We start from the raw sequence: 25,918 nt of genomic DNA, 5'->3' as shown, positions 1-25,918 counted from the left end.
TCGGTTCTGTCAAGCACCGTTCTCGTCGGCTTCCGCGTCGAGAATCCGGTCCGCAAGCGCGAAAGCACTGTTGGCTTTGGGAACACCGGCGTAAACGGCCACGTGCATCAGTACTTCTCTGATGGTCGAAGGTTCGACGCCGTTGCGGCGTGCCGCTCGAACGTGCATCGCGAGCTCGTCGTGGCACCCGGTAGCGGCCAGAATCGCCAGGGTCACACAACTACGGGTCGGACGATCCATTCCTTCCGAGGCCCAGAGTTCTCCCCACGCGTAGCGGGTTATGAAGTCCTGGAACGGCTCGGTGAACTCGGTTTTTCGTTCGATCGCCCTGTCGACGTGTTCGTCGCCGAGCACCTGCCTGCGCACCGCCATGCCGGTGCCGGTGCCCTCGGGGGAAACGGGTTCGCCGGACGTGGTGGACATCCCCTCGCCCTCCGGTGTGAAGTGTTCGACGAGCAGGCGATTGACCCGCTCGGCCTGTTCGACATTGGCCAGATGCGCGGCGCGTTCCAGCAAGGACAACCGAGCGCCCGGGACGCCGGCGACGATGCGTTCGGCGTGTTTCGGTGGTGTCGCCGGATCATCATATCCCGCCACCACGAGTGTAGGGGCGGTGATTCCGCCGAGCCGATCCCGCAGGTTCATCCCCGCGATGGCCTCACAGCAACCGGCGTACCCCTCGTCGTCACTCGCCGCGATCATTCCACCGTACTTGGTGACGACATCCGGTCTGGAGGCGAACTCCGCGGTGAACCACCGATCGAGGGTGGAGTCGACCATCTCCCGAGTGCCGTTGGCACGCACGAACGCCGCCCGTTCGCGCCAGTTCTCGGGTGGTCCGAGCTCCGCCGAGGTGCACAGCAGAGCGAGTCCGCCGATTCGTTCCGGGGCGTTGACCGCCAACCACATGCCGGTCATACCGCCGAGGGAAACGCCCGCGAAGTGCGCTTCGGAGATATCGAGGTGATCGAGCAGGTCGAGCACGTCCCGCCCGAGAGTTTCCAGATCGTACGGTCCGGGAGTGGCGGGGGTCTTGCCGTGTCCACGCTGGTCGTAACGCAGTACGCGGAAGTGGCCCGACAGCTCGGGCAATTGCTCGTCCCACATCGTCCGGTCGGTACCCAACGAATTGGACAGCACCAACACGGGAGCCTGGGGCGGACCGGTCAGCTCATAGTCCGGGATCACCGGCACTCGTCTCCTTCCAGCGTGTGTGGGCGGCCAGGGCGCGGTCGATGAATTCGTCCGCCGAACCGAGGTAGTCGCCGGGCTCGGTCAAGTCCAACACATCTCGTTCGGACAGCACCGCGCGTACGGTTTCGTCCGCCAACAGCTCAGCGCGCAGGGTACTGCCGTCACGACTCACCCGCCGGGAGAGTTCCCCGACAAGCTCACTCGCCCCGACAGGTCCGAGCTCCGCGGCGAGTGCCGTGGAGATCCGCTCTGCCAACAGGACTCCACCGGACAACTCCAGGTTGGAGCGCATCCTGTCCGCGTCGACCTTGAGCTCGCCCAGCATCTCGCCGGTTACCGCCGCCGCCGAACCTGTCAACCGCAACAGCTCGTTGAACGGCTCCCACTCCGCCTGCCAGGCACCCGCCGCGCGTTCGTGTTCCTGCGGCACGGCGCTCAACAGGGTCGCCACGAGACCCGGTGCCCGGCGAGCTGCCGCGTTGACCCGGACGGCACGAACCGGGTTGCGCTTGTGCGGCATCGCCGAGGATCCCCCGGAGCGGCCTTCGGCGAGCTCGCCGACCTCGGTCTGGGCGGCCAGTTCGACGTCCAGCGCGATGTTGCCCAGAGCACCGGCCACGGTCCCCAACGAGGTCGCCAGGTCGACAACACGGGTCCGGTCGGTGTGCCACGGCAGAACGGGTTCGACCAGCCCGAGTCGTTCGGCCAACGCGGTGGTCACCCGCACACCGTCCGAGCCGAACGTCGCCAGCGTGCCCACCGGGCCTCCGAACTGCACCGCCAACCTGTGTCGCCATATCCCGGCAAGCCCCTCGGACGCTTCGATCACCGCGACGAGCCAGCCGGCGGCCTTGCGCCCGAAAGTGGTCGGCAGGGCGTGCTGCAGCAGAGTACGGCCGGTGATCAGGGTGTGGCGATGCTCCTCGGCCAACCGAGCACACTCGTCGGCGACCACGCGCAGCTCACGCAACGACGCGCGAACGGCTTCCCGTGCCACCAGCATCGCGGCGGTGTCCACCACGTCCTGGCTGGTGGCACCGCGGTGCACGTACGCGGCTGCTTCCGCGCTCACCCCGGCGGTGAGGTCCTTGACCAGCGGTATGACCGGAGTCGCCGAGTCCGCCGCACGCCGGGCTGTCGAGTCGACGTCGAAATCGTCGCCCCGGCGGCACCGATCGGCGATCTCCTCGGCCACCGCGGTGGGCACCAGGCCAACGTCCGCCTGGGCGAGGGCCAACGCACCCTCGAAGTCGAGCATGGCCCGCAACCAGGCGGCAGGCGCGGTGAGTTCGTCGAACCCGTCGGTGACGAACGTGGGAGTGAACAGTCCAGTGGCGGTCTCAGACCGCGAAGAAGATGGTCTCGTCATCACCCTGCAACCGGATATCGAATCGGAAGCCGTCGGCCGTCGCCGTCGCGACCAGGGTATCCCTTCGGGCGGGATCGACACCGGACAACACGGGATCGACGGCGTTGGCCGCGGGTTCGTCCGGGAAGTAGATCCGGGTCACGACACGGTCCAGCAACCCGCGGGCCAGTACCGTGACGTTGATGTGCGGAGCCTCCGTCTCCCCTGCCGGAGTGGGCAACGCGGCCGGCTTGACGGTGCGGAACCAGAACTCCCCGTCCGGCCCGGTGGCACACCGCCCGAAACCGGGGAAGGCCGTGGTCTGTTGCCGGGGATCGTCCGGATGCGCGAACCCGCCCCGCTCGTCCGCCTGCCAGATCTCGATCAACCCGTCGGGAATCGGCTCCCCCGCACCGTCCGACAACCGGCCACGCAGCATCACCGCCTCGGGGGCTTCCGGAGGGAGGAGTTCGGGCCCGTCCGGCCACGGCAGACCTCCCGGCAGCGCGAAGAACGGTCCCACCGTCTGCGACGGGGTGGTGGCCGGCCGGGAAACGTGAGTCACCTCAACGGATCGCTCAGTCGTCATCGTCGTCCTCGTCCTCTTCGAAGGGGGTGGCGTGACTGCCACGCAGCACGATGTCGAAGTGGTACGACAGCGCCCACTCCGGAATCGTGCTGTCCAGGTCGAACTCACAGATCATCCGCTCGCGTGCTTTCGGGTCACGCACAGACTGGAAGATCGGGTCCTGGTAGAACAACGGATCGCCCGGGAAGTACATCTGGGTGACCAGGCGCTGGGTGAAGGCACGCCCGAACAGCGAGAAATGTATGTGGGCGGGACGCCAGGCGTTGTCGTGGTTGCGCCACGGATAGGCACCCGGTTTGATGGTGACGAATCGGTAGTGACCGTTCTCGTCGGTCATGCACCGGCCCGTGCCGGAGAAATTGGGGTCCAGCGGAGCCGGGTGGCGATCACCAGCGTGGCGGTAGCGGCCGGAGGCGTTCGCCTGCCAGATCTCGACGAGAGCGTGTGGCACCGGTTTGCCGTCCGAGTCCATGACCCTGCCGCTGACCACGATTCGCTCTCCCAGCGGCTCGCCCTCGTGCTGCACGGTCAGGTCGTGGTCGGTCTCACCGACTCGCTCGTGCCCGAGTACCGGACCAGTGATCTCGGTGAGATTCTGTGGCAGCAACTGCAGTGGACGAAGCGGGCTGCGCAGCGACGTCGAAAAGTACTCCGTGGTGTCCAGCGCGGGATGGCTGGCATCGTCGCGCTCGTACTTGGGCAGGATCAATCGATCCGACGGTTTGCCGATCGAGTCGGTGGACATGCTCGCTCCTGATGATTACCGGTTCATGCGTGCAGGACGACCGCGAGGCCTTGACCGACGCCGATGCAGATGGCGGCCAGTCCCCAGCCACCTCCCGCCCGACGCAGCTGATGCGCGAGGCTGGTCAGGATCCGCGCCCCGGAAGCGCCCAGCGGGTGTCCGAGAGCGATCGCACCACCACGTTGATTGACTATCTCCGGGTCCAGTTCCGGCCACTCGGCCAGACAGGCGAGCGACTGGGAGGCGAACGCCTCGTTGAGCTCGACAGCGGTGAGATCGCCCCAACCGATCCCCGCGCGTCGCAGCGCGGTACGCGCGGCACGCACGGGACCGATCCCGAATACGTCGGGGTCCACCGCCGCCACCCCGCGGCTGACGACCCGTGCCAGCGGTTCCGCACCGACCTCGTCAGCGGCCGCACGGCTTCCGAGCAGTACAGCGGCGGATCCGTCGTTGAGCGGGGACGAGTTACCCGCCGTAACAGTGCCATCGGGCCGGAAGGCGGGGTTGAGCTTGCCGAGCGCTTCCTCCGAGGTGTCGGCACGCACCCCCTCGTCCCTGGTGAGGTCCGTACCCGGCACCGGCACGACCTCGTCCTCGAAAAGCCCCTGCTCCCAGGCGGCCGCAGCCCGCTGGTGGCTGCGTACGGCGAAGGCGTCCTGCTCGGCGCGACCGATACCGTACTTGTCGGCCAACAGCTCGGCACTCTCCCCGAGTGAAATGGTCCATTCGGGGGGCATCTCGGGATTGACCATCCGCCAGCCGAGTGTGGTGGAGTGCAGCGTCTCGTGTCCCCGTGGATAGGCGCGCCCCGGCTTCGGCAGTACCCAGGGGGCGCGACTCATGGACTCGACGCCGCCCGCCAGCACCAGATCCCCGTCACCGGTCTGCACGATTCGACTGGCCTCGATCACCGCTTCCAGGCCGGAGCCGCACAGCCGGTTGACCGTCGCCCCCGCGACGCTCGTCGGGAGCCCGGCCAGCAGGGTCGCCATGCGGGCCACGTTGCGGTTGTCCTCGCCCGCACCGTTGGCGTCACCGAACAGCACGTCGTGTATCCGTGCCGGGTCCAGTCCGGGAACCCTGTCGAGCAGAGCCCTGATCGTGTGGGCGGCCAGATCGTCGGGACGCACCTCGGCCAGTCCCTTGCCATAACGCCCCACGGGGGTGCGAACCGCTTCGAGTACGTACACCTCGTCACTCAAGAGGACTCTCCATTCCCGACAGTAGCTTTGAGTTCCCGCAGGATCCGCAGTTCCCGATCGGTGGGGGGATGCTGCACGCCGAGTTCCTCGGCGACGCGAAGCGGCCAACCGGTAGCCGCGCGGACCTGTTCCACCTCGACCCCGGGAGCCAGTCCGGTCAGTGTCAGTTCGTTCGTTCCCTCGTCGGGTCGCAGCACACCGAGGTCCGTGATGACCTTGACCGGACCGCGCCCCGGCAGTCCCAACCGCGCTCGGGCCGCGCCGTCCCTTCCGTACCCCACGGAGGTGATGAAGTCCACGTCGGGAACGAAGGCACGCGGGCTGTGCCGCATCACGATGAGCACTTCGCCGCAGGAGGTGGCTATCTCCGGCGCTCCGCCGGCACCCGGCAACCGAACCTTGGGGTCTTCGTAGTCGTCACCGATCACGGTGGTGTTGATGTTGCCGTACCGGTCCACCTGAGCACCGCCCAGGAATCCGACGTCCACCCGTCCCGGCTGCAACCAGTAGTTGAAGATCTCGGGAACACCGACCACCGAATCGGCCGTCTCGGCGAGCACTCCGTCTCCGATGGACAGCGGCAGCCGCTGCGGTTTGGTACCCAACGTCCCGGACTCGTAGATCAGAACCAGCTCGGGCGCGTGTGTGCGGCGCGCGAGGTTGGCAGCCGTGCTCGGCAATCCGATCCCCACGAAACACACCGACTCGTCGTGCAGCGACCGTGAAGCGGCCACGGTCATCATCTCGTCCGAGGTGAATTCCGAGGTTGTCGGTGTCTCTGACAGCTCCCCGGTCATCGGGCGCTCCTCTCCGGCTCGTGGATCTCGCTGTCCAACCACTCGCGGAACCGATCGCGGTCCCTGCTGATCGCGTCCCAGTCCTGGTAGTAGGCGTTGTCCCGTTCGGAGTAGCCCTGGGCGTAGGAAGGGTGTGCACCACCGGGAACCTCGGCCACGGCGGTGACCGCCCAGCTCGGCAGCACCACGGCACCGGGCTGTTCCGGCAATTCGTCGACCATCTCCTCCACGGTCACCAGCGAACGTGCCGAGGCCAACACGGTTTCCTTCTGCACTCCGGTGATACCCCAGAACTGCACGTTGCCCGCACGGTCGGCACGCTGCGCGTGGACGATGCCGACATCGGGGTTGAGCGCGGCCACAGCCGCCAGTTCCTCACCGGTGAACGGGCAGCGCACCGAGCTGATCGTGTCGGTGTGCTCCGGCAGGTCGGTCCCCGCGTACCCCCGCAGCACGGCGAACGGCAGACCGGAGGCACCGGCGACATAGCGGTTGGCCATCCCGGCGTGACTGTGCTCCTCGATCTCCAACGGCACGGGCCAGGAGTGCTGGATCGCGTCCCGGAAGCGGTGCAGCGAACCGACGCCGGGGTTTCCACCCCAGGAGAACACGAGCTTACGTGCGCAGCCTGCGCCGATCAGCTGATCGTAGATGACATCGGGCGTCATCCTGCACAGCGTGAGATCACGTCGGCCCGCACGAATGATCTCGTGCCCCGCCGTCATCGGGATGAGATGCGTAAAACCTTCCAACGCGACGGTGTCACCGTCGTTGACCAGCTCGGCCACGGCCGTGTCGAGCTGCAGTATGCGTGCCACTGGTCACCCCGTTCAGCGGTTTCGCTTGGTGTCCGAACTCACAACGACACCCACGGTTTGTTCGCAAAGAGAACGTTCGTGCTTCCTGCGAACATAATTGAGCGACAGCGCGCGGGTCAATATCGCGTCGGAAACGAGGTCCCGAGCGGGCAGCGTGGCCACGCACGCCCGGACACGAAAAACTCCCGGTGGTCAGCGGACCACCGGGAGTTCACTCAGCGCACCCGGACGGATCAGTACTCGCCCACTGTCTCCAAACCGGGAAGCGGAAGTCCCACCCTGCGCGACAACATCCCGAGCACGGCGTCCCGAGCAGCGGTGATGTCGGTGGTACTGGTGTCCAACCACAGATCAGGTTCCACCGGATCCTGATACGTCGCGTCGTAACCGGTCAGGCCGGACAGCTCACCAGCGGCGGCTCGTCCGTAGAGGCCCTTCGGGTCACGCCGCATGCACTCGGTGACCGGAGTGGCGACGTGCACTTCGAAATAGGGGCATCCCAGGCTGTCGTGCTGGGCACGCACATCGTCCCTCGCGGTGCTGTAAGGGGCGATAACCGGGACCAGCACTGTGACACCGTGCGTGGCCAGCAATTGAGCCACGAATCCGGTCCGGCGCACGTGCGTGTTCCGGTCTGCCTGAGTGAATCCCAGATCGGCCGATAGGTTGGTCCGTAACTGATCCCCGTCGAGAACCTGGACCCTTCCACCGCGCCGCCTCAAGTACTCGGCCACCGCCTGCGCGATGGTCGACTTGCCGGCACCGGGCAGCCCGGTCAACCAGAGCGTGGCTCCCAAGGATCCCATAGCGCATCTCCCTACTGGCCTAGGTCGGGGCCTTACCGAATATGCCGGTGGGTGTTCCACAATTCCGGAATCGCATGAAAGATGATCACATGAGCGACACCGACGCCAACCGAGTCTACGTACACATCGGTTCCCCCAAGACCGGAACCACCTACCTGCAGGAGATCCTCTGGAACAACAGGGAAGCCCTCCGGGAGGCGGGCGTTCACTATCCGGGCACTCGCCCCGACGCGCACTTTCACGCTGCCATGGATCTGCAGAACACGCAGTTCCAGGTGGACTGGTTCGACGACAACGTCCCGAACGCCTGGGAAAACCTGGTCAAGCAGGCTGCCGACGGGCCGGCGACCGTAGTCATTTCGCACGAGCTGTTCTGCACGGCCACCCCGGAACAGATCGAACGCGCGATGGCCGATCTTTCCTTCGCCGAGGTTCATCTGGTCTGCACGGTGCGGGACCTGCAGCGCCAGCTACCCGCCGTGTGGCAGGAGGACGTCAAAAACCGGCACACGATATCGTTCGAGGACTTCGTGGCCGGAGTACGGGGTACGGTCGCCGAACCGGACATGCTCAGCGAGCTGTTCTGGCACCGGCAGGACGTCCCCGAGATCCTGGCCAAATGGGGCCGGTCGATTCCCCCCGAACGGGTCCACGTGGTTACGGTGCCTCCCGCCGGCAGTTCCACCGACCTCGTATGGCACCGCTTCGCCGAACTCCTGGGACTGCGCCCCGAGGAGTACGACACCCGGGTACAGCAGCGGAACCGCTCACTGGGCGTGGCCGAGACGGAACTCATCCGTCGCCTGAACCAACGGCTCAACGGCAACATCGACTGGCCCACGCACGACCGACGTGTGAAGCGGAACCTGGCGGAAGAGATCCTGGGAAGCCGCAAGGCCCGCAATCCGCTCGAAGTACCCGAACAACACCGGGAATGGCTGCGACAACAGTCCGAGCGGATTACCGAGGCACTGGCGGAAAGGAGTTATGAGGTGATCGGTGACCTCGATGAACTCCGCCCCGCCGTAACCGACGGCCCCGAGGTGGTCCCGGATCACCCCGATACGGCCGAACTGGCCGAAGTGGCGATCGAGGCGCTGGCGGAGGTGATCGGACGCGAGACGGCGCGACAACGAGCGCAGCCGGAACCGAAAGCTCCCCCGACACCGGAAGCGCCAAAAGCCCCGGGATTGCGGGAGAGCCTGGTGCTGTCCAGCGATCGGCACCCGACGCTGCGGATCGCGCTGGGAGCGTACCGCCGGATCAAGCGGATCTCGCTTCGGGCGGCGGCCCACCGCGGGAAGCAGTGATCCCGCGTAAGCGCACCACGACGAGCTCAGCGCACTGACAGCCCGAAAACCGGTTCAGTGACGCTGACGCAACCAATCGGCTGCCTCCCGCAGTGCTTCCGCCGTGATGTCGTGTCCGCCGGGATGGCGGTGCGTGGTCACCTCGGCCCCACGGTCACGCAGCGTGTCGACGAGTCGGTTCACCGAGGCCATCGGCGCCATGGGGTCGTGTTCGCCATTGGACATCCACACCCGGGTGTCGGTCAGGGAGTGGCGCGGCGTGTCGACGATCGGCGACATCGCGGCGAACAGCACGGCTTCGGTGAGCACGTCCGGGCGCAGCAGCGTCAGCGCCGCGGCGATGTTGGCGCCGTTGGAGAATCCGACGGCGACCAACCCTCGATCGGCTATGCCGTAGTGGTCGCGAGCCCGTTCGACGAACTCGGCCAGTTCCCCGGCCCTGCGGAGGACGTCCTGTTCGTCGAACACTCCCTCCTCGTACCGCTGGAACCACCGGGCCACCCCGTTCTCCGAAACACTGCCGGCAGGGGACAGCAGCGCCGCTTCGGAATCGATCCGGTATCCGAGCGGGGCCATGTCACGCGGCGTGCCACCTGTCCCGTGCAGCATCAGCAGTACCGGTGAACGCGGGTCACCTTCGGTGAACTCGTGGCGGAGCGGCAGTTCGGAAGTGCTCATGAGACCGGCCTTTCCGGATTGTTCTCGCTCGGCAGGTCCAGTCGGGGCAGTGCTGCCTCGATCTGTTCCCTGCTGGGTTCCAGCCATGGAGGGAGCTTGAGTGCCCGTCCCAGTTCGAGCAGGGGTTCGTCGGCGGTGAAGCCGGGTTCGTCGGTTGCGATCTCCAACAGTGCTCCGCCCGGCTCGCGGAAGTACACCGATCGGAAGTACTGCCGATCCAACACGGACGTGACCGAGACACCGCTCTCGACCAGTTCCGAACGCCAGGCCGCCTGCGTCGACTCGTCGGGCGCTCGCCAGGCCACGTGGTGCACGGTACCGGCGGCGACCAGACCTCGCTCGGCACCGGGACGCACCAGCACGTCGACGTAGGTCCCGGGGCCGCCGTCGCCCGCCGCGAAGCGGAAACGATCGCCCTGCCGCTCGGTCAACGAGAGCCCCATTCCGGTCAGCATCCCGGCGGTGGCGTCCGCGTCGTCGACGGAGAGCGAGACCGAGTGCAACCCGCGAATGCCGTGTTCGGGGGGAACGATGCCGTTGTCCCAGGGGGCACGGGGGTCCGGCTGCCGGTGCGCGACCAGCGACAGGGCAAGCCCGTCCGGATCCCGGAAGGTCAACGTTTCCTCGTCGTCGCGGGACTGTACCGGGCCGACCTCAACCCCGGCGGCGGTTAGGTGGCGCTGCCACCAGCCCATGGATCGTTCCGGCACGGAGAAGGCGGTGGCGGTGGCCTGACCGTTGCCGTGCTTACCGGGTGGAGCTCCGTGGAACGGGAAGAACGTCATCAACGTGCCGGGCCGGCCGGACTCGTCACCGTAGTAGAGGTGGTAGGTGCCCGGATCGTCGAAGTTGACGGTGGTCTTGACCATCCGAAGCCCCAGAGTACGCAGGTAGAAGTCCGCGTTGCGCTGCGGATTCCCCGCGATGGCGGTCACGTGGTGCAGCCCACTGGTGGCGATACCCATTTCAGCCCTCCGAACGAGGAAGCGATTGGTGCTCGGCGCGGAATCGCCCGCCGGGGCACGGGGCGGAGCCCGATCTCAACACCGACCCCGCGGATCCCGGCGGGTCTCACGAACGGGGACTCAGGCCGAGCCGTCCCGCAGGGCTCGGGCGACGTTGACGACTCGACGAGCCTGCACTGACGCCGCTTGCCTGGTCTCACCGTCGACCTTGAACTGTCCCTGACCGTCGACGTGGCTGGTTCCGTAGGGATTGCCGTCGACGAACTTCGAGCCATCGGTGTAACCGGGGCTGACCAGGATTCCGCCGAAGTGGTGCACGCTGTTGTACAACGCGAGCAGCGTGGACTCCTGACCACCGTGCTTGGTCGAGGTCGAGGTGAACCCGCTGTAGACCTTGTCCGCGAGCAACCCCTGTTGCCACTGCGGTCCCAGCGAGTCGATGAACTGCTTGAGCTGGGCCGCCACGTTGCCGTAGCGCGTGGGGCTACCGAAGATCACGGCATCGGCCCAGACCAGGTCGTCGGGGGTAACCTCGGCGACAGCCCTGGTGGCTTCGAGATTCGCGCGCCACGCGGGATTGGCGTCCACGGCCTCGTCCGGAGCGAGTTCGGCGACCCGCCGCAACCGGACCTCGGCACCGGCGGCTTCGGCTTCGGAGACCAACGCGTTGGCTATTTCGGCGACGACGCCGGTGGCCGAGTAGTAAACGACCGCGAGCTTGACCGGACCGCTCATCAGTACGACTCCTTCGAGTACCGGGCGTCGCCCATGTGGTCGACGCCTTCTTACGCACAAGAAGAATACTATCATGAATTATCTTCTTCGCAAGAAGCTTTTAGGGAAAGCTCTACCCGGTGGCCGTTAGACTACGGAGACGAAACAGCCATACGAAGGAAGGCAGCCAGGTGGGAACCGAGGACATCACCGCCGTCGACCCCGGCACGGCGAGCCAGGAAGCGGAAGACGACGAGATCGTCACCTGGTGGGGACTCGTGATCGAGGGGTATCACGTGACGCAGGAACGGCTCATGTCCGAAATCAACGAGCGGTTCGGACTCACGCCGGGCGCTTTCGACATCCTCGTCAGGTTGGTGCGCTCTCCGGAATGCCGTATGCCGATGACCAAGCTGGCGAGGGAAGCGGCACTGAGCAGCGGAGGATTCACCAAGGTGGCGGACCGGCTCGTGGCAGCGGATCTGATCCGCAGGGAGCCCTGCGACACCGACCGCCGCGTCACCTACGTGACACTGACCGACCACGGTCGGGTGACAGCCGAAACGGCGAAGAGTGCCTGTGCGGAGATCCTGCGTCGCACGGTCCTGGGGCCCCTGGGTCCCGAGACGTCCGAGCAACTGGCCATGGCCATGCGCACGCTGCGTACTGCCAACGCGGATGAGTGACACGGGAACTCGATCACCGCTCGGGGGTCCACCGACTCGCCGCCCGGCGCGGCGAGTTCCCGTGTCCGAACGGCGGCACGGTCGTCGTCCCCGCTGATTCCGGGTGGCCGACCTCGAACGCGGCTGTGGGGTTCGCGGGCGGTCCCCCGGCGCCGGTGGTCGGCCCCGTTCACATCAGAGCAGTCGTACCGCGTAGGGAGCGATCCCGGCGTACCTCACCTCGGTCACCCGCACCCGAGCTCCCGAGTAGGGGGCCTCGACCATTCGTCCGTCCAGGTACAGCGCCACGTGGTGCACACCGCCACCGTCGTTCCAGAACAGCATGTCCCCGCGTTGCTTGCGGGCGAGCGGCACTCGCTTGCCCGCACGGTACTGATAACCGCTGTAGTGCGGCAGCCGTATGCCGATGCCCGCGAATGCGTAGACCATGAGCCCGGAGCAGTCGAATCCGATCCTGCGGTAGTCCCCGTGCGCGTCGGCGACGCCGCCGTCGCGTATGCCTCGCGTGGCACCGTCGGCATCACCACCACCCCACGCATAGGTGACCCCTCGTTGGGAGAGCGCTCTCGCGACCACGGTTTCCACCGCGGCTGAGGCGACACCACCGGTTTCGGTACGGTCCGGAGAACGAGAGTCCCCGGCGGGAACGGGGTTCGAGGCTCGTCGCGGTTGGCCTCCAGCCAGCGGCGATGCCTGTCCCGCCGAGCCAGCAGCGTCTCCACCTCGGCACGTTCCTCCCTGATCCGCTGCCGATCGGGATTCGGCGGTTGAGTGGGCGCCGCGAACGCGGTGCCCGGAATCCCCGTGGTCAGCACGACGACGAACAACAGCACGAGAGCACGAGATGATCCCGCGACACCCCCGTACCGCGGCCGACGGCGCTGCCGGGCGGTACCGGCTCCCGCGGGACGGTAACCACAGCGGGAGCGCGGCATGACCGTTATCTCCCGAAAAGCCGAGGGCATCCGTTGGACCGATGCGGCTCACCGCACCGGGCGACATTTCGATCACGGAATGTGCCATAAAAACTCGTATCGGGGACGAGACGAGCCACGCCGACCCGCCCACTTTCACTCAAACGTGAGGCATCGTTGCGAAGGCCCACCACAGCTGAGCCCCGGGAGGAGCGGGAGTTCCCTGGACGGGAACCGGCGTGAGGTTCCGCCGGGACTTCCCCGGACCGCACCGAACGGAACATCCGAGGGAAGTCCCCGAACCGCTCACCAGGTGCTGGGATCTCCCCAGGTACGCAGCGGGCTGGAGTTCGGCACCGTGGGCACGGAGAGCAACCGGGGAAGAACTTCGTCGAGGTTACCGCGCAACACGGCGGCGGCCTGGTCGTCGTAGGGGGTGGGCTCCGCGTTGCAGACGATCAGATCGGCACCGGCCCGTACTGCCAACTCGGCGAAACCGGCTGCGGGATGCACCGTCAGCGAGGTACCCGCGGTCAAGAACAACTCGCAGTCCATCGCGGCTCGTTGCCCGGAACGAACCACTTCGGGGTCCAGCGCCTGACCGAAGGAGACGGTCGCCGATTTGAGGATGCCCCCACAGCGCTCGCACGACGGATCGGGATCACCCTCCGCCACGCGCCGCAGCGCGGCACGCATGGTCCCGGTCTCACCACATTCCAGGCACACGGTACCGAACATGGAACCGTGCAACTCCAGCACGAGCTCCGGATCGAGCCCGGCGCGCTGGTGCAGCTCGTCTATGTTCTGCGTCAGCAGCGCACGGAGCCTTCCGGAGTTCGCCAGCTCGGTGAGAGCCCGATGAGCGGGGCCGGGTTCGGCCTCCCACGCGGGGTGCCGCGCCCGACTGCGCCAAGCCGCGCGGCGCACCTCGGGATCGGCCAGGTAGCTGTCGATATCACTGAGGCGCTGTGCCCGCGGATCACGTGTCCAGACACCGTTCGGCCCCCGGAAGTCGGGGATCCCCGCCCCGGTCGAGATACCCGCGCCGGTCAACACCGTGATCCTGCGGGCGGCCGCGACCAGTTCACAGGCCCGTTGCCAACCCGCCGCGTCTTCCTCGTCGCACTCGCCCACGTCCACCACGGTCGCACGCCGGTTCCGGGCAACGCCCGGGAGGTGAACCGAGCTGTACCACGACGAGGATCGAACGCACACGGCCGCGAGCACCCCGTGAAATTCGAGTAACCCTCCTTTTCCGAAGTGCAACACGAGACACTGGGCCGCGAAACACGATCACCCTAGAGTTTCCAACGAATCCGTCGGTTACGACGGAAGAGCCGAATCGCGGCGCCGACGGCGACCGTGTGCGGATCTCGGGAGGCGACGAATGGCGCGACACCAAGTTGCTACCCACTGCCCCTACTGCGCGTTGCAGTGCGGTACGGAGCTGACCGACCGCGAGGGCGCGGTATCGGTTTCGCCGTCGTCGTTTCCGGTCAACCGCGGTGGGCTGTGCCGCAAGGGGTGGACCGCCCCCGAGGTCTTGGGAAGCGCCGACCGCCTGTACGAGCCGCAGCTGCGTATCGGGCGGGGTGAGCTCGCTCCGGTGGGTTGGGAGGAAGTACTGGACCGGATCGCGACCAACCTCGAGGAGATCATCGCCGAGTCCGGCCCGGACGCCGTAGGGATTTTCGGCGGCGGCGGTTTGACCAACGAAAAGGCCTACGCACTGGGAAAGTTCGCCCGGGTGGCGCTGGGAAGCAGCCGTATCGACTACAACGGGCGATTCTGCATGGCCGCCGCGGCGACCGCGGGCAACGCGGCCTTCGGGGTGGACCGCGGCCTGCCGTTTCCCGTCACTGACCTCGGCGAGGCCGAGGTGATCCTGCTCGCGGGTGGCAACCCGGCCGAGACGATGCCGCCACTGATGCAGCACCTCGAAGGGGCCCGGCTGGTGGTCGTCGATCCACGCCGCAGCGCCACGGCGGAACGTGCCGAACTGCATCTGCGGCCGCGCCCCGGCACCGACCTGGCGCTCGCGCTGGGACTGCTGCACATCGCGGTGACCGAGGGGTGGCACGACTCGGAGTACACGGCACGACGCACCACCGGATTCGAGCGGACCTGGGCCCGAGCGGTGACCTGGTGGCCGGAACGTGTCGAGCGGGTTACGGGAGTGCCCGTCTCGGCACAGCGGCAAGCGGTGCGGATGCTGGCCCGAGCACGGAGTTCCTACGTGCTCACCGGCAGGGGCGCCGAACAGCACGGTGACGGCGCCGACACCGTGTCCGGGTTCATCAACCTGGCCCTCGCACTGGGTCTCCCCGGCACGAGGGGCAGCGGGTACGGCTGCCTGACCGGGCAAGGAAACGGCCAGGGCGGCCGGGAGCACGGGCAGAAGGCCGACCAGCTGCCCGGCTACCGTTCCATAACCGACCCGGCCGCACGTGCACATGTCGCCGAGGTGTGGGGGGTCGCCGAGAAAGCCCTGCCGGGTCCCGGCCTGCCGGCCACTCGGTTGCTGGAGTCGGCGGGAACCCCGGAAGGTATCCGGGCGCTGCTCGTGTTCGGCGCCAATCCGGTGCTGTCGGCCCCCCACGCCGGGCTGGCACGGGCGCAGTTGTCGAAACTGGACCTGCTGGTGGTCGCCGACTTCCTTCCCTCCGAGACCACGCGGATGGCCGATGTGGTGCTGCCGGTCACGCAGTGGGCCGAGGAAGAGGGCACCATGACCAACCTGGAGGGGAGGGTGCTGCGCCGACGGGCGTTGCTGCCGCCCCCGGGGAGTACCAGGTCCGATTTGGACGTACTGCGGGGACTGGCGACTCGCCTGGGGCAACCGGAGAGCCGGTTCCCGACACGACCGAGCACGGTCTTCGACGAACTGGCACACGCCTCGGCCGGTGGTCCCGCGGACTACTCGGGGATCGACTACGAGCGTCTCGACTCCGGGCAGGCACTGCACTGGCCGTGCCCGAAGACGCCGGACGAGCAGGTTCCGACCCCGCATCCGGGAACTCCTCGCCTGTTCCTGGAGTCGTTCGCCCACCCCGACGGCAGAGCCCGCTTCGCGGCGGTCGATTGGCACGGCCCAGCTGAGGACACGAATCACGAGTACCCGCTGGTGGCCACTACCGGCAGGATCTCGGGGCACTACCAGACGGGTGAGCAGACCCGGCGCGTCGACGAACTCGCCACGGCCGAACCGGAATCGTTCGTACGGCTGCACCCGGACACCGCGGCACGCAGGGGCGTGCACGACGGGCAGCTGGCACGGGTGAGTTCCGCCCGTGGCGCGACGCTCGCACGGGCGAGGCTCGACGACTCGATCCGGCCGGACACGCTCTTCCTTCCGATCCACTACGCCGGGGCCGGCTGCGCGAATCTGCTCACCAACCCCGTGCTCGATCCCCGCAGTGGGATTCCCGAGTTCAAGGTCGCGGCCGTCTCGATCTCGAGCGCCGAGGAGCCGAGCGCATGACACGACTCGTGATCATCGGGCACTGTCCCGCCGCACACCGGTTGGTCGAACGATTGACGGAACAGGGATACCCGGGAAGCGTCACCGTGCTCGACGCCGCCGAGCGGGGCCCCCACAATCCCGCGCTGCTGCCCACCGTCCTGGCCAACGGGCTCGCCCCGGAGCTCGCGGCACTACCGGAACACCCCTCCCCCGTGCGGGTTCACCGGAACACTCGGATCGCGAGTATCGACCGGGCCCGGAGACGGGTACGTACCGAACACGGTGAGACGTACGGCTACGACGTCCTGGTGCTGGCCACCGGAACTCGCACCGTCGTGCCGAACCTGCCGGGAGTCTCGGACAACGGCTCACCGGCGGAGGGGACCTGGCCGCTGCGCCATCCGAACGAGTGCGGTCGTATGCGCGGTCAGCTGGCGGCCGACGCCTCTGTCACCGTGCTCGGCGGCGGGTTGGACGGGGTTGAGACAGCACACGCGCTGGCCACGGCCGGATACGAGGTCTCGCTGCTGCACCGTGGTGCGCGGCTGATGCCGCGACTGCTGGATCGGACCGCGGCAGACATCGTCGCCGGGACACTGCTCGACAACGGAGTGACCGTCCTGTCGAACGAGACCGCGACCGAGCTGCTGCCGGGCAAACTGGTGCTGTCGTCGGGCGCCGCGGTTTCCACCGACGCGCTGGTACTGCGCGCGGGAACGCTGCCTGACGCGGCACTGGCAGGCGATACCGGACTGCGACTCTCCCGGGGTGTCGCGGTCGACGGTGAGCTGCGAAGCAGTGACCCACATATTCACGCGCTGGGAGGGTGCGCCGTGCCCCCGGCTGGATTCGACGATTCGCTGAGCGACTCGTGGGAACAGGCCGAGACGCTGGCGGCAACCCTGCTGTCGGGTAGCAGCGGGGCTTCGGGAAGGCCCCGCGAATCCGGCGGGATCGTGCGTGCTCGGGGGGCAGGACTCGAACTCGCCTCGATCGGTCCTCCGGAAGTGCTCACCGGAAAGAGCCACGAGGTCGAACACGTCACGTTCAACGATCCGAAACGACGGCGTTACGCGCGACTGGCACTGCGCGAGGACCGACTGGTGGCGGCCACGCTGCTCGGTCTGCCGGAAGCGATCGCCACGCTCAGCCAGCTGCACGACACCGGCATGCCGGTCCCCTCCGACCGGCTGGCGACGCTGCTCGACCTGCCCACCGGATTCGGAACAGCGGGCGGCGTACCGGCCGATCCGGTGCTGTGCCACTGCAACAACGTATCCCGATCGACGCTGACAGCGGCCTACCACGACGGAGCGCGTGATGTGGCCGCTCTCGCCGCGGCCACGCGTGCCACCACCGGATGCGGAAGCTGCATCGGCGCCGTCCGCGAACTGTGCGGCTCACTGGTCGCGTCGACCACCGAACGCGTCCCGAGCGGAATCGACTCCCCGGAACAGGAGGGTGCGGCGTGAACAAGACACTCGTCATCATCGGACACGGCATGGTCGGAAACCGGCTGGTCGAGGAGATCCGCGAACGTGACTCGGCGGAGAACTGGCGAATCGTGGTGCTCGGTGAGGAGCCGTACGCCGCCTACGACCGGGTGGGCCTGTCCTCTTACATGACCGAGTCCACCGCCGAGGAACTGAGCCTGCTCACCTCCGGGACTCGGGAGGATCCACGGGTGGAGCTGCGCACCGGAGTGGGAGCCACCGACATCGACCGCGTCACCCGAACGGTCTCCACCACGAACGGTGAGACGCTGCACTACGACGCGCTGGTGCTGGCGACCGGATCACGCCCGTTCGTACCACCGGTTCCGGGCGCCGAGCTCGAGGGCTGCCACGTGTACCGCACGCTGGAGGATCTCGACGGCATCCGCTCGGCGGCTGTCCCCGGCACCGACGGCGTGGTGGTCGGAGGCGGGCTGCTCGGGCTGGAGGCCGCCGACGCCCTCCGGGTTCTCGGGATGCGTGCCCATGTGGTCGAGGTGGCGCCACGGCTCATGCCGGTGCAGGTCGACGAGGGCGGTGGAGCCGTGCTGGCACGCCTCGTCGGCGACCTGGGACTCGAAGTACACACCGGGGTGGCCACCGCCGGTGCCCACGCCGGAGAGCACGGTGGACTCGGCTCGGTGACGCTGACCGACGGAACCGAGATCGAGACGGGGCTGCTGGTGTTCTCGGCCGGAATCCGACCTCGTGACGAGCTCGCCGAACCAGCGGAACTGCCGCGCGGGGAGCGCGGGGGTTTTCTGGTCGACGGCAACTGCCGAACCGAGGATCCGCGTGTCTGGGCGATCGGCGAGTGCGCGGCGGTACGGGGACAGTGCCACGGCTTGGTCGCTCCCGGTTACCGAATGGCCGCGGCGGTGGCCGACCAACTCACCGAACGCGGCAACGCCGAGTTCCCGGGCGCCGACGGCGCGACCAAGCTGAAACTCGTCGGGGTCGATGTGGCCAGCTTCGGTGACGCGCACGGCACTTCCGAGGGGGCCCTGGAAGTCGTCTACGCCAACAACGCCGAAGGCACCTACGCCAAGCTCGTGCTGGACGACGACGCGAGCACGCTGCTCGGCGGTGTGCTGGTCGGCGACGCGAGTGCCTACGACACGCTGCGGCCGTTGACGGGAACCGCACTGCCAGGCCCGCCCGAACAGCTGCTGTTACCCGCGACGCAGGCCGGTGGCCCGAGTACCGGGGTGCTTCCGGACGAGGCGACGGTGTGCTCCTGCCACAACGTGCGCAAGACGGACATCACCCAGGTCATAGCGTCGGGAGCGGCCGAGGACGTGGCCGGTGTCAAGTCGTGCACCAAGGCGGGCACCGGCTGCGGATCCTGTGTTCCGATGCTGAAGAACCTGTTGGACGAAGCGGGAGTGGCTACTTCGGACGCGCTGTGCGAACACTTCTCGCAGTCCAGGTCGGAACTGTTCGAGATCGTACGAGCGACCGGCATCACGACGTTCTCCCGTTTGATAGCCGAGTACGGCGCCGGGCGGGGGTGTGACATCTGCAAACCGGCGGTGGCCTCCGTTCTCGCTAGCTCGGTGAATTCGCACATCCTCGACGACGAGCAGGCGGGACTGCAGGACACCAACGACCGATTCCTCGCCAACATGCAGCGCAACGGCACGTATTCCGTGGTGCCCCGCGTGCCGGGCGGCGAGATCACACCGGACAAGCTCATCACGCTGGGGCAGGTGGCCACCGAGTTCGGCCTCTACACCAAGATCACCGGTGGTCAGCGTATCGACATGTTCGGGGCGAGGGTGGAGCACCTTCCCGAGATATGGCGCAGACTGGTGGACGCCGGTTTCGAATCGGGCCATGCCTACGGCAAGGCCCTGCGAACCGTCAAATCCTGCGTGGGCACCGACTGGTGTCGTTACGGCGTGCAGGACTCGGTGACCATGGCGATCCGGTTGGAGACGCGCTACCGGGGGCTACGAGCTCCCCACAAGATCAAGGCCGGGGTGTCCGGTTGTGCGCGGGAGTGCGCCGAGGCCAGGTCGAAGGACTTCGGGGTCATCGCCACGGAACGCGGCTGGAACCTCTACGTGGGCGGTAACGGTGGTTTCAGTCCGAGGCACGCCGAGCTGCTGGCCTCGGACCTGACCGACGAGGAACTGATCCGCCTGATCGACCGGTTCCTGATGTTCTACATCCGCACGGCCGAACGTCTGCAGCGGACGGCGGGCTGGATCGAGTCGTTCGACAACGGGCTGGAGCACGTACGCGAGGTGGTGGTCGAGGACAGCCTGGGCATCGCCGCCGAGCTCGAGGCGGCCATGTCCCGTCACACCGAGAACTACACCGACGAGTGGCGGGCGGTGCTCGACGACTCCGAGAAGCTCTCGCGATTCGTGTCCTTCGTCAACGCACCGGACTCGCCCGACCCCACTATCAGTTTCACCGAGGAACGCGGCCAGATCCGCCCCGAACCGATCGATCTTCCGATGCCGGTCGCCCAACCCGGACAGGACCAAGTTACCGAGGAGGTTTCGGCATGAGGTGGCATGCTGTCTGTCGAGAACCCGACGTTCCCACCGATTTCGGAGTGGCGGCACTCGTGCGGGGACACACCGTGGCGCTGTTCCGCACCGGGGACGACGAACTTTTCGCACTGGGCAACGTGGATCCCTTCAGCGGTGCCGGTGTGATCAGCCGCGGCATCGTCGGGGACCGCCATGGGGAACCGACCGTGTCCTCCCCGATGCACAAACAGGTCTTCTCGCTGCGCAGTGGGAAGTGTCTCGACGATCCGGAAACCAGGTTGCCGATCTACCCCGTGCGTTGCCGCGCCGGTGTCGTCGAGGTGGGCACCAGTTGACCGGCCCGTGCGAGTTCCCGGAAGCCGGAAACGGCACCTCGGAGAGCAGCGCCACCCTGTTGCTGGTGGCCCACGGCACCCGAGACCCGCGGGGTGGGCGGGTGATCCGACAGCTGGCCCACACCGCCGGGGGTCGGCTGGGCGTGCCGGTACGCACCGCCAATGTGGACGTGGTCGGCCCCACGGTGGCCGAAGCACTGCGGGGAGTCAGCGGACGGGTCGTGGCCGTTCCCGCCTTTCTGGCCTCCGGTTATCACGTGCGTACCGATCTTCCCGGCCAGCTCGCCGACAGCGGGCACGACGCCGAGGTGCGGGTGACCGAGCCGGTGGGCCCGGCACCGGAGTTGGCGCGGGTGATGCTGCACAGATTGCGGGAGGCCGGTTGGCGCCCCGGCGAGCCGGTGGTGTTCGCCGCGGCGGGTTCCTCCGACCAGCACGCGCTCGGCGATGTGGATCGTGCCGCGGGCCTGCTCGGAGAGCTGGTTCGGCCCGGCGGCGAACCACTACCGGCGACCTACATCACCTCGGCACGACCACGCACCTCCGAGGTCTGCGCGCGCGGAGGCGGCGGGGAGTTCGTCGCGCCCTATCTGCTGGCTCCCGGACTGTTCCACCGCTGGCTGCGGGAGATGCCCTCGAAGGCAGTGGCCGAACCGCTGGGAGGCCACTCCGAGGTGGCAGGACTGATCGTCCGTCGTTACCTCGACGCGTGTCGTGGTGACCCGGCACGCTCCGCGGTGGCGCCCACGGCGTGACGGAAGGTGGCGCCCAGTACCGGGGAGGCTCGGCACTCGGCGACACCGCGGCGGGAACCGGTCGGAGGACAGCTGTCAGTTCCGGTGGATCCCGAACTCCTTGAGGGAGTATCCGTAAGGTGCGGGAGAACCCCAACGGGCCGAGTGTGGTGTCGGTTGAAACATCAACACGGCCGACAACGGTCCGATCGTAGACGGTGACGACTTCACCGTCTACGGACTGTTCACCGAGCGCTACTTCACCTCGTCCGGGCGCCGGATCTCGCTCGGGGACTGTCACACCGCTTTCGAACCGCTCTACTGGGTGCGAGCGCGCGACCGTTCCCGGAACCGTTCACCTCCGCCCGCCCGACAGGGTCCCCTCCGCCGTCGCACCGACGGAGTCCACGGGGCTACGAGGTGCGCCCCACTGCGCCAGGAACGCTCCGAGCAGCACCAGCACACCGCCGAACAGCTGGACGGGCAGCAGGGTCTCGTGCAGCAACCACCAGGCGAGCACCGTGGCCACCACCGGTTCCAGATAGGCCACTCCACCCGCGATCGGCGCGGACAGTCCCCGCACCGCCACGATGCCGGTGAGGTAGGCGAACACCGTGCTGACGAGCACGATCCAAACCACCGCGAACGCCGCGGGCAGCTCGTGCCCGGCCAGCTCGACCCGCGAGGCCAACACCGACCAGTCCATGCGCCACGGCCGGGCCGGCACGGTCATGACGAGAGCGCCGACGAGGAGCCCGCACGCCGCCAGCGCGCTGGGTCTTACCGAGGCGGTGCTCTCGGAGAGCAGGAAATACGCGGCCTGGCACGCCGCTGCCCCCAGTCCCAGCAGCAATCCGACGGGATGCAGCGCGACACCCGCCCAGACGCGCACCACGAACGCCAATCCCGTCACTGCCAGCACCACGCCGATCACCGCCATCGGAGTGACGGGGCGCCGCAGCACGAAACGAGCCCACACCAGCACCAGGACGGGGCCGAGGAATTCGATCAGCAGTGCCACCCCCACCGGGATGGTGGCGATGGCTCCGAAGTAGCAGGCCTGCACACCGGCTACCGCGAACAGTCCGTAGCCCGCGACCGCCACGGGAGCGGAACGTACCGCCGAGCGGTACCGGAACAGCAGCGGCGACATCAAAAGCGCCGCTCCCGCGAGTCGCAACCACGTGACCTGAAGCGAACCGAGTCCCGCGACCAGCAACGGTTTCGCGAACGGCCCCGAACCGCCGAAGAACAACGCCGAAGCGACCGCGAAGGCGAGGCCGAGGCCACGTAACCGTCTCGCGTTCATCGCCGCACTCGCGGTGCTGCCGCGCACTCGCCCCGCATCAGCACCAGCCGACCGCCGCGTAGCCGTTGGCGTGGGCCGCGGAGTGGCGCGGTGGACTCTCGTCGTTGGAGCGCCAGTCGGGCAGCAGGACCAGCCCGGGGTCGGCGAGCCGGTATCCGGTCAGCAGCCCACCGATAGCTTCCTGGTCACGAAGGGTGACCGGAGTGGGGGTGGCCTCGAGCAGTTCGCGCACGGCCTGTTGCTCGTCGGACGTGAACGCCGTCCCGGAGAGATGGGACACGGCCACGGCGCTGCCCGTGCAGCAGGCCTCACGGTAGGCTGCGAGCATGGCTCCGGGCTCGTCGTGGTCGGGAATGGCGTGCAGCAACGCCACCGCGAGCACCGCCACCGGACGGTCGAAGTCGAGCAGCCCGGCGACCCCGGGCGCATGCAGCACGGTAGCGGTGTCACGCGCGTCCGCCCTGGTGATCGTGACGTTGGGCGAGTCACGCAGCAGTCGTCGGGCATGCGCCACGGCAACCGGCTCGTGATCCACGTAGGCCACTCGTGCCCACGGCGCCCGCTCGTGCGCTATCTCGTGGACATTGCCGGCCGTGGGAACGCCGGATCCCAGATCGAGGAACTGGTCGATCCCGGCGTCGAGCAGATAGCGCACCACTCGTCGCAGGAAAGCCCGGTTCTCGACGGCGAAGGTCACCGAGGCGGGCGCGCGTTCGGCTGCCTGGTCGGCGACCTGCCGGTCGATCTCGAAATTGGCTGAGCCACCGAGAAAGTAGTCGTACATCCGTGCCAGGTTCGGCCTGGACAGATCGGGGTCGTCGCCGATGTCGCTCTCGGGGTGCTGCCCGTCGATGATGTCCTCCCAAGCGGCTCGTGCCGGTTCGGACAGAGATCCTATCGAGCTTCTCGAGCGGGATGCCGAGACCGCTGTCTCCTCCCGACAACGGGAAGCGAGGTGCTACCGGCACGTGAGACGACACTCGCTGCTGTCGACCGCCTCGACGTGCAGCCGCAGCCGATCGGTCTCACGCGGCACCTCGGTGTAGAGCGAATGGCCGTGGCAGAGCACTTCCAGGTCTCGCTCGAGGTCACGACTGAGCTGGTCCTCGTCCGCGAGTTCGGCCCAGGCGCGTTCACCGAGCAACCGTATTCGGCGCCGCTGAGCGTGTTCGCGGGTCATCTCGGCCAGCCACTCGGCGGCGTCGTCGGGGGTGTGCAGCACGCGATCCGGACTGCGTGACAACCGCTTCGTCCGATCGCTGCGCTCAGCGGAGGAACCGTCCGCTTCGACGTAGGCGTGCCAGTGTAGCCGGCCCTCGGTCCAGTCACCGATGTTGTCCAACGTGGATTCTCCTGGTGTCGCCTTACCGACGGGAACGCTCCCCTACCGCGCCCCCGTCGAATTCTCGCGAAATCGCCACGAGGTGTGGTGCCAAACGCGGTTTTCGACACGATTTCGCGGTAGGAATCATCGGTGTCGGCGCCGTCAGGACGCCCCGGCCGCCCACGGGAGGCCGGGCGGGCGAGGTCCACGCGAACTCGTCGAAGACTCACCTCTCGGACATGAAGCGGACCCGTGCCGAGCGCGGTGGCCCGACACGGGTCGCGGCGAGCGTCACTCAGGGGTGCAGCACGACCTTGGTGTACCCCTCGACGCGCTGGTCGAACTTGGTGTAGGCGCCGGGAGCCTCCCAGAGCGACAGCTCGTGGGAGACCACGAAGCTGGGCTTCGCCCGCTCGGCGATGATCAGGTCCCGCAACTGACGGTTGTAACGTTTGACGTTGCACTGCCCGGTCCCCATGACCTGTCCCTTCTCGAACATGCGACCTATCTCGACCGAGAGCATGCCGTGCCTGGCGTTCTCGGTCGGGCCACCGGGATCGGACGGAACGTAGAGGCCGGGGACACCGAGCCGCCCCGTCGGACGGACGCTCTCGATCAACGAGTTGAGCACCGTCGCGGGCTCCTCCCTGGAGGCGTCGGCGACCTGTGCCTGATAGCCGACGGCGTCCACTCCCTTGTCGGCTCCGGCCCCCTCGGTCTGGTCCTTGATCAGTTCGACCGGATCACCGCGGCTGAAGTCCACCGGTATCGCACCGATCTCGGTGGCCTTGGTGAGCCGTTCGGGAACGCGGTCGACCACGAACACGCGGGAAGCGCCGCGCAGCAGGGCCGAGTAGGCAGCCATCAGCCCCACGGGTCCCGCACCGTAGACCGCCACGCTGTCCCCGGGACTGACCTGTGCCAGTTCGCAGCCGTGATAACCGGTCGGGAAGATGTCGGCCAACAGCACGAAGTCGGTCTCGTGTTCCCCGTTGGCGGGCAGTTTCAGACAGTTGAAGTCGGCGAACGGGACGCGCAGGTACTCGGCCTGCCCGCCGGTGTAGGGCCCCATCGCCACGTAGCCGTAGGCGCCGCCGGCGAAACCGGGGTTGACCGTGAGGCAGAACGCCGTGTTGCCCTCCATGCAGTTTCGGCAGAATCCGCAGGCGACGTTGAACGGCATGACCACGCGGTCACCACGCAGCAGGGAGGTGACGCCGCTACCGATGTCCTCGATGATTCCCATGTTCTCGTGACCGAACACGATGCCCGGTTCGGCCGCGGTGCGGCCCTCGTACATGTGCAGGTCCGAACCGCAGATAGCGGTGGAGGTCACTCTTACGAGCACGTCATTGGGGTGTTCGATGCGGGGATCAGCCACCTCGGATATCTCCACCGAGAAGGGTTCCTGATAAACGACCGCCTTCATTGTCGACCCACCTTCCGTCATCGAGAGGTCGATGCCGTCACGGATCACCACGGCGTCGGACGAACGCGGCACGCTCGGGAGGAACACTGTTGGCCGTCCCGTGGCCGACCGGCCGGCAAAGATCCTTCGTACGACACCGCATCCATGAGTATTCGCACGTCAGGTGTCTACCCACCAGTCCGCGCCGGTAACCTCGACCCGGCACTACGTGTACGTAACGTCAGAAGGACAGCTGCGGCACACCGCCACAAGAGTGAAAGCAGACACGAAACGAATCGAAATAGTGACCATATGAATTCACCCCACGGTGTCGACCACTACGACGCGACGTTCGCCCGGGACCTGGAGTGGTCCCGCAGGTTGCGCGCCCAGCTCGCGGAACTGCCCAGCACCGAGGACGAGAAGGAGGACGACTCCTGAGGCCGAACGCCCTCGCGGTGGACGCGAACGTGCCGGACATCTCGAAGGGACTCGCCGACCGCACCACTCGCCCGGGCAAAAACCGCGGGATTACGCGCACGGGCATATTTCGGGCTCGATTTCGCCTGACCCTGCCTT

Annotated in this window: 24 protein-coding genes and 1 pseudogene; 8 read left to right on the top strand and 17 right to left on the bottom strand. The window is 67.4% G+C overall.

Translation table 11 applies throughout. The annotated features are described in order from the left end of the window. Positions 1-9 precede the first annotated feature (9 nt). The 8 genes from pcaDC to cysC form a co-directional block, all read right to left on the bottom strand. Positions 10-1,188, bottom strand: a complete 1,179-nt coding sequence (gene pcaDC / locus BM394_RS18030) for a bifunctional 3-oxoadipate enol-lactonase/4-carboxymuconolactone decarboxylase PcaDC (protein WP_092980168.1) — start codon at positions 1,186-1,188, stop codon at positions 10-12. Beyond that, the gene (pcaB, locus tag BM394_RS18025; protein WP_092980015.1) at positions 1,172-2,563 is read right to left on the bottom strand and encodes a 3-carboxy-cis,cis-muconate cycloisomerase; all 1,392 of its coding nucleotides are present in this window, start codon (positions 2,561-2,563) and stop codon (positions 1,172-1,174) included. Before pcaB ends, pcaDC begins: the two co-directional genes overlap by 17 nt. Further along, entirely contained in the window at positions 2,535-3,131 is a 597-nt protein-coding gene (gene pcaG / locus BM394_RS18020) for a protocatechuate 3,4-dioxygenase subunit alpha (RefSeq protein ID WP_092980013.1), read from the bottom strand. The genes pcaB and pcaG overlap by 29 nt, the downstream gene beginning before the upstream one ends. Continuing rightward, a complete protein-coding gene (gene pcaH / locus BM394_RS18015) occupies positions 3,121-3,876 on the bottom strand; it encodes a protocatechuate 3,4-dioxygenase subunit beta (RefSeq protein WP_092980009.1) in 756 nt (251 codons plus the stop codon). The genes pcaG and pcaH overlap by 11 nt, the downstream gene beginning before the upstream one ends. Before the next feature lie 23 nt (positions 3,877-3,899). Beyond that, positions 3,900-5,081: a thiolase family protein gene (locus tag BM394_RS18010; protein WP_092980005.1), complete on the bottom strand. Its 1,182-nt coding sequence runs from the start codon at positions 5,079-5,081 to the stop codon at positions 3,900-3,902. After that, entirely contained in the window at positions 5,078-5,878 is an 801-nt protein-coding gene (locus BM394_RS18005; RefSeq protein WP_092980003.1) for a CoA-transferase subunit beta, read from the bottom strand. The genes BM394_RS18010 and BM394_RS18005 overlap by 4 nt, the downstream gene beginning before the upstream one ends. After that, on the bottom strand, positions 5,875-6,696 hold the full coding sequence (locus BM394_RS18000) for a CoA transferase subunit A (protein ID WP_092980001.1): 822 nt from the start codon (positions 6,694-6,696) through the stop codon (positions 5,875-5,877). The genes BM394_RS18005 and BM394_RS18000 overlap by 4 nt, the downstream gene beginning before the upstream one ends. A 233-nt stretch (positions 6,697-6,929) precedes the next feature. Continuing rightward, positions 6,930-7,502, bottom strand: coding sequence for an adenylyl-sulfate kinase (gene cysC / locus BM394_RS17995; RefSeq protein ID WP_092979999.1), 573 nt, complete (start codon positions 7,500-7,502; stop codon positions 6,930-6,932). An 89-nt stretch (positions 7,503-7,591) separates the two neighbouring features. On the opposite strand from cysC, the gene BM394_RS17990 reads away from it, so the two are divergent. Next, a complete protein-coding gene (locus tag BM394_RS17990) occupies positions 7,592-8,812 on the top strand; it encodes a hypothetical protein (RefSeq protein ID WP_092979997.1) in 1,221 nt (406 codons plus the stop codon). A 54-nt stretch (positions 8,813-8,866) separates the two neighbouring features. Here the strand turns inward: BM394_RS17990 and BM394_RS17985 are convergent, their stop codons facing one another. From BM394_RS17985 to wrbA, 3 genes are all read right to left on the bottom strand, one after another. Further along, positions 8,867-9,490 (bottom strand): alpha/beta hydrolase, encoded by a 624-nt coding sequence (locus BM394_RS17985; protein ID WP_092979995.1) that lies wholly within the window; start codon positions 9,488-9,490, stop codon positions 8,867-8,869. Then, on the bottom strand, positions 9,487-10,455 hold the full coding sequence (locus BM394_RS17980; protein ID WP_092979993.1) for a ring-cleaving dioxygenase: 969 nt from the start codon (positions 10,453-10,455) through the stop codon (positions 9,487-9,489). The genes BM394_RS17985 and BM394_RS17980 overlap by 4 nt, the downstream gene beginning before the upstream one ends. Before the next feature lie 120 nt (positions 10,456-10,575). After that, entirely contained in the window at positions 10,576-11,190 is a 615-nt protein-coding gene (gene wrbA, locus BM394_RS17975; protein ID WP_092979991.1) for an NAD(P)H:quinone oxidoreductase, read from the bottom strand. A gap of 170 nt (positions 11,191-11,360) precedes the next feature. On the opposite strand from wrbA, the gene BM394_RS17970 reads away from it, so the two are divergent. After that, positions 11,361-11,855 carry a MarR family winged helix-turn-helix transcriptional regulator gene (locus tag BM394_RS17970; RefSeq protein ID WP_207227237.1) on the top strand — a complete coding sequence of 165 codons (495 nt, stop codon included), beginning with the start codon at positions 11,361-11,363 and terminating at the stop codon, positions 11,853-11,855. A 174-nt stretch (positions 11,856-12,029) separates the two neighbouring features. Here the strand turns inward: BM394_RS17970 and BM394_RS23555 are convergent. Both BM394_RS23555 and BM394_RS17960 read right to left on the bottom strand, forming a co-directional pair. After that, positions 12,030-12,452: pseudogene (locus tag BM394_RS23555) on the bottom strand (NlpC/P60 family protein); the annotation flags it as partial. Between the two features lie 623 nt (positions 12,453-13,075). Beyond that, complete coding sequence (locus tag BM394_RS17960) at positions 13,076-13,909, bottom strand: SIR2 family NAD-dependent protein deacylase (RefSeq protein ID WP_342752743.1); 834 nt, start codon at positions 13,907-13,909, stop codon at positions 13,076-13,078. A 247-nt stretch (positions 13,910-14,156) separates the two neighbouring features. On the opposite strand from BM394_RS17960, the gene BM394_RS17955 reads away from it, so the two are divergent. The 5 genes from BM394_RS17955 to BM394_RS17935 are packed head-to-tail and all read left to right on the top strand — an operon-like array spanning position 14,157 to position 21,319. Further along, positions 14,157-16,250 carry a molybdopterin oxidoreductase family protein gene (locus BM394_RS17955; RefSeq protein WP_092979987.1) on the top strand — a complete coding sequence of 698 codons (2,094 nt, stop codon included), beginning with the start codon at positions 14,157-14,159 and terminating at the stop codon, positions 16,248-16,250. Continuing rightward, positions 16,247-17,704: an FAD-dependent oxidoreductase gene (locus tag BM394_RS17950; protein WP_092979985.1), complete on the top strand. Its 1,458-nt coding sequence runs from the start codon at positions 16,247-16,249 to the stop codon at positions 17,702-17,704. The genes BM394_RS17955 and BM394_RS17950 overlap by 4 nt, the downstream gene beginning before the upstream one ends. After that, complete coding sequence (nirB, locus tag BM394_RS17945) at positions 17,701-20,244, top strand: nitrite reductase large subunit NirB (RefSeq protein ID WP_217643576.1); 2,544 nt, start codon at positions 17,701-17,703, stop codon at positions 20,242-20,244. The genes BM394_RS17950 and nirB overlap by 4 nt, the downstream gene beginning before the upstream one ends. Further along, a complete protein-coding gene (gene nirD, locus BM394_RS17940; protein ID WP_092979978.1) occupies positions 20,241-20,564 on the top strand; it encodes a nitrite reductase small subunit NirD in 324 nt (107 codons plus the stop codon). Before nirB ends, nirD begins: the two co-directional genes overlap by 4 nt. Continuing rightward, entirely contained in the window at positions 20,561-21,319 is a 759-nt protein-coding gene (locus BM394_RS17935) for a sirohydrochlorin chelatase (RefSeq protein ID WP_175530163.1), read from the top strand. The genes nirD and BM394_RS17935 overlap by 4 nt, the downstream gene beginning before the upstream one ends. Before the next feature lie 334 nt (positions 21,320-21,653). On the opposite strand, the gene BM394_RS17930 is transcribed toward BM394_RS17935, so the two are convergent. The 4 genes from BM394_RS17930 to BM394_RS17915 form a co-directional block, all read right to left on the bottom strand. Next, a complete protein-coding gene (locus BM394_RS17930) occupies positions 21,654-22,607 on the bottom strand; it encodes an EamA family transporter (protein WP_092979976.1) in 954 nt (317 codons plus the stop codon). Positions 22,608-22,644: 37 nt separating this feature from the next. Continuing rightward, positions 22,645-23,391, bottom strand: coding sequence for an SAM-dependent methyltransferase (locus BM394_RS17925; protein ID WP_092979974.1), 747 nt, complete (start codon positions 23,389-23,391; stop codon positions 22,645-22,647). 174 nt (positions 23,392-23,565) lie between these two features. Next, positions 23,566-23,949, bottom strand: coding sequence for a hypothetical protein (locus tag BM394_RS17920; protein WP_092979972.1), 384 nt, complete (start codon positions 23,947-23,949; stop codon positions 23,566-23,568). Positions 23,950-24,226: 277 nt separating this feature from the next. Then, entirely contained in the window at positions 24,227-25,360 is a 1,134-nt protein-coding gene (locus tag BM394_RS17915) for a glutathione-independent formaldehyde dehydrogenase (protein WP_092928570.1), read from the bottom strand. Between the two features lie 291 nt (positions 25,361-25,651). On the opposite strand from BM394_RS17915, the gene BM394_RS23550 reads away from it, so the two are divergent. Then, on the top strand, positions 25,652-25,780 hold the full coding sequence (locus BM394_RS23550) for a hypothetical protein (protein WP_281246456.1): 129 nt from the start codon (positions 25,652-25,654) through the stop codon (positions 25,778-25,780). The last annotated feature ends 138 nt before the right edge of the window (positions 25,781-25,918 follow it).

It is taken from the genome of Actinopolyspora lacussalsi subsp. righensis (genome assembly GCF_900116555.1).
GTDB classification, from domain to species: Bacteria; Actinomycetota; Actinomycetes; order Mycobacteriales; family Pseudonocardiaceae; genus Actinopolyspora; species Actinopolyspora lacussalsi.
This window is presented reverse-complemented; position numbering and strand designations above follow the sequence as displayed.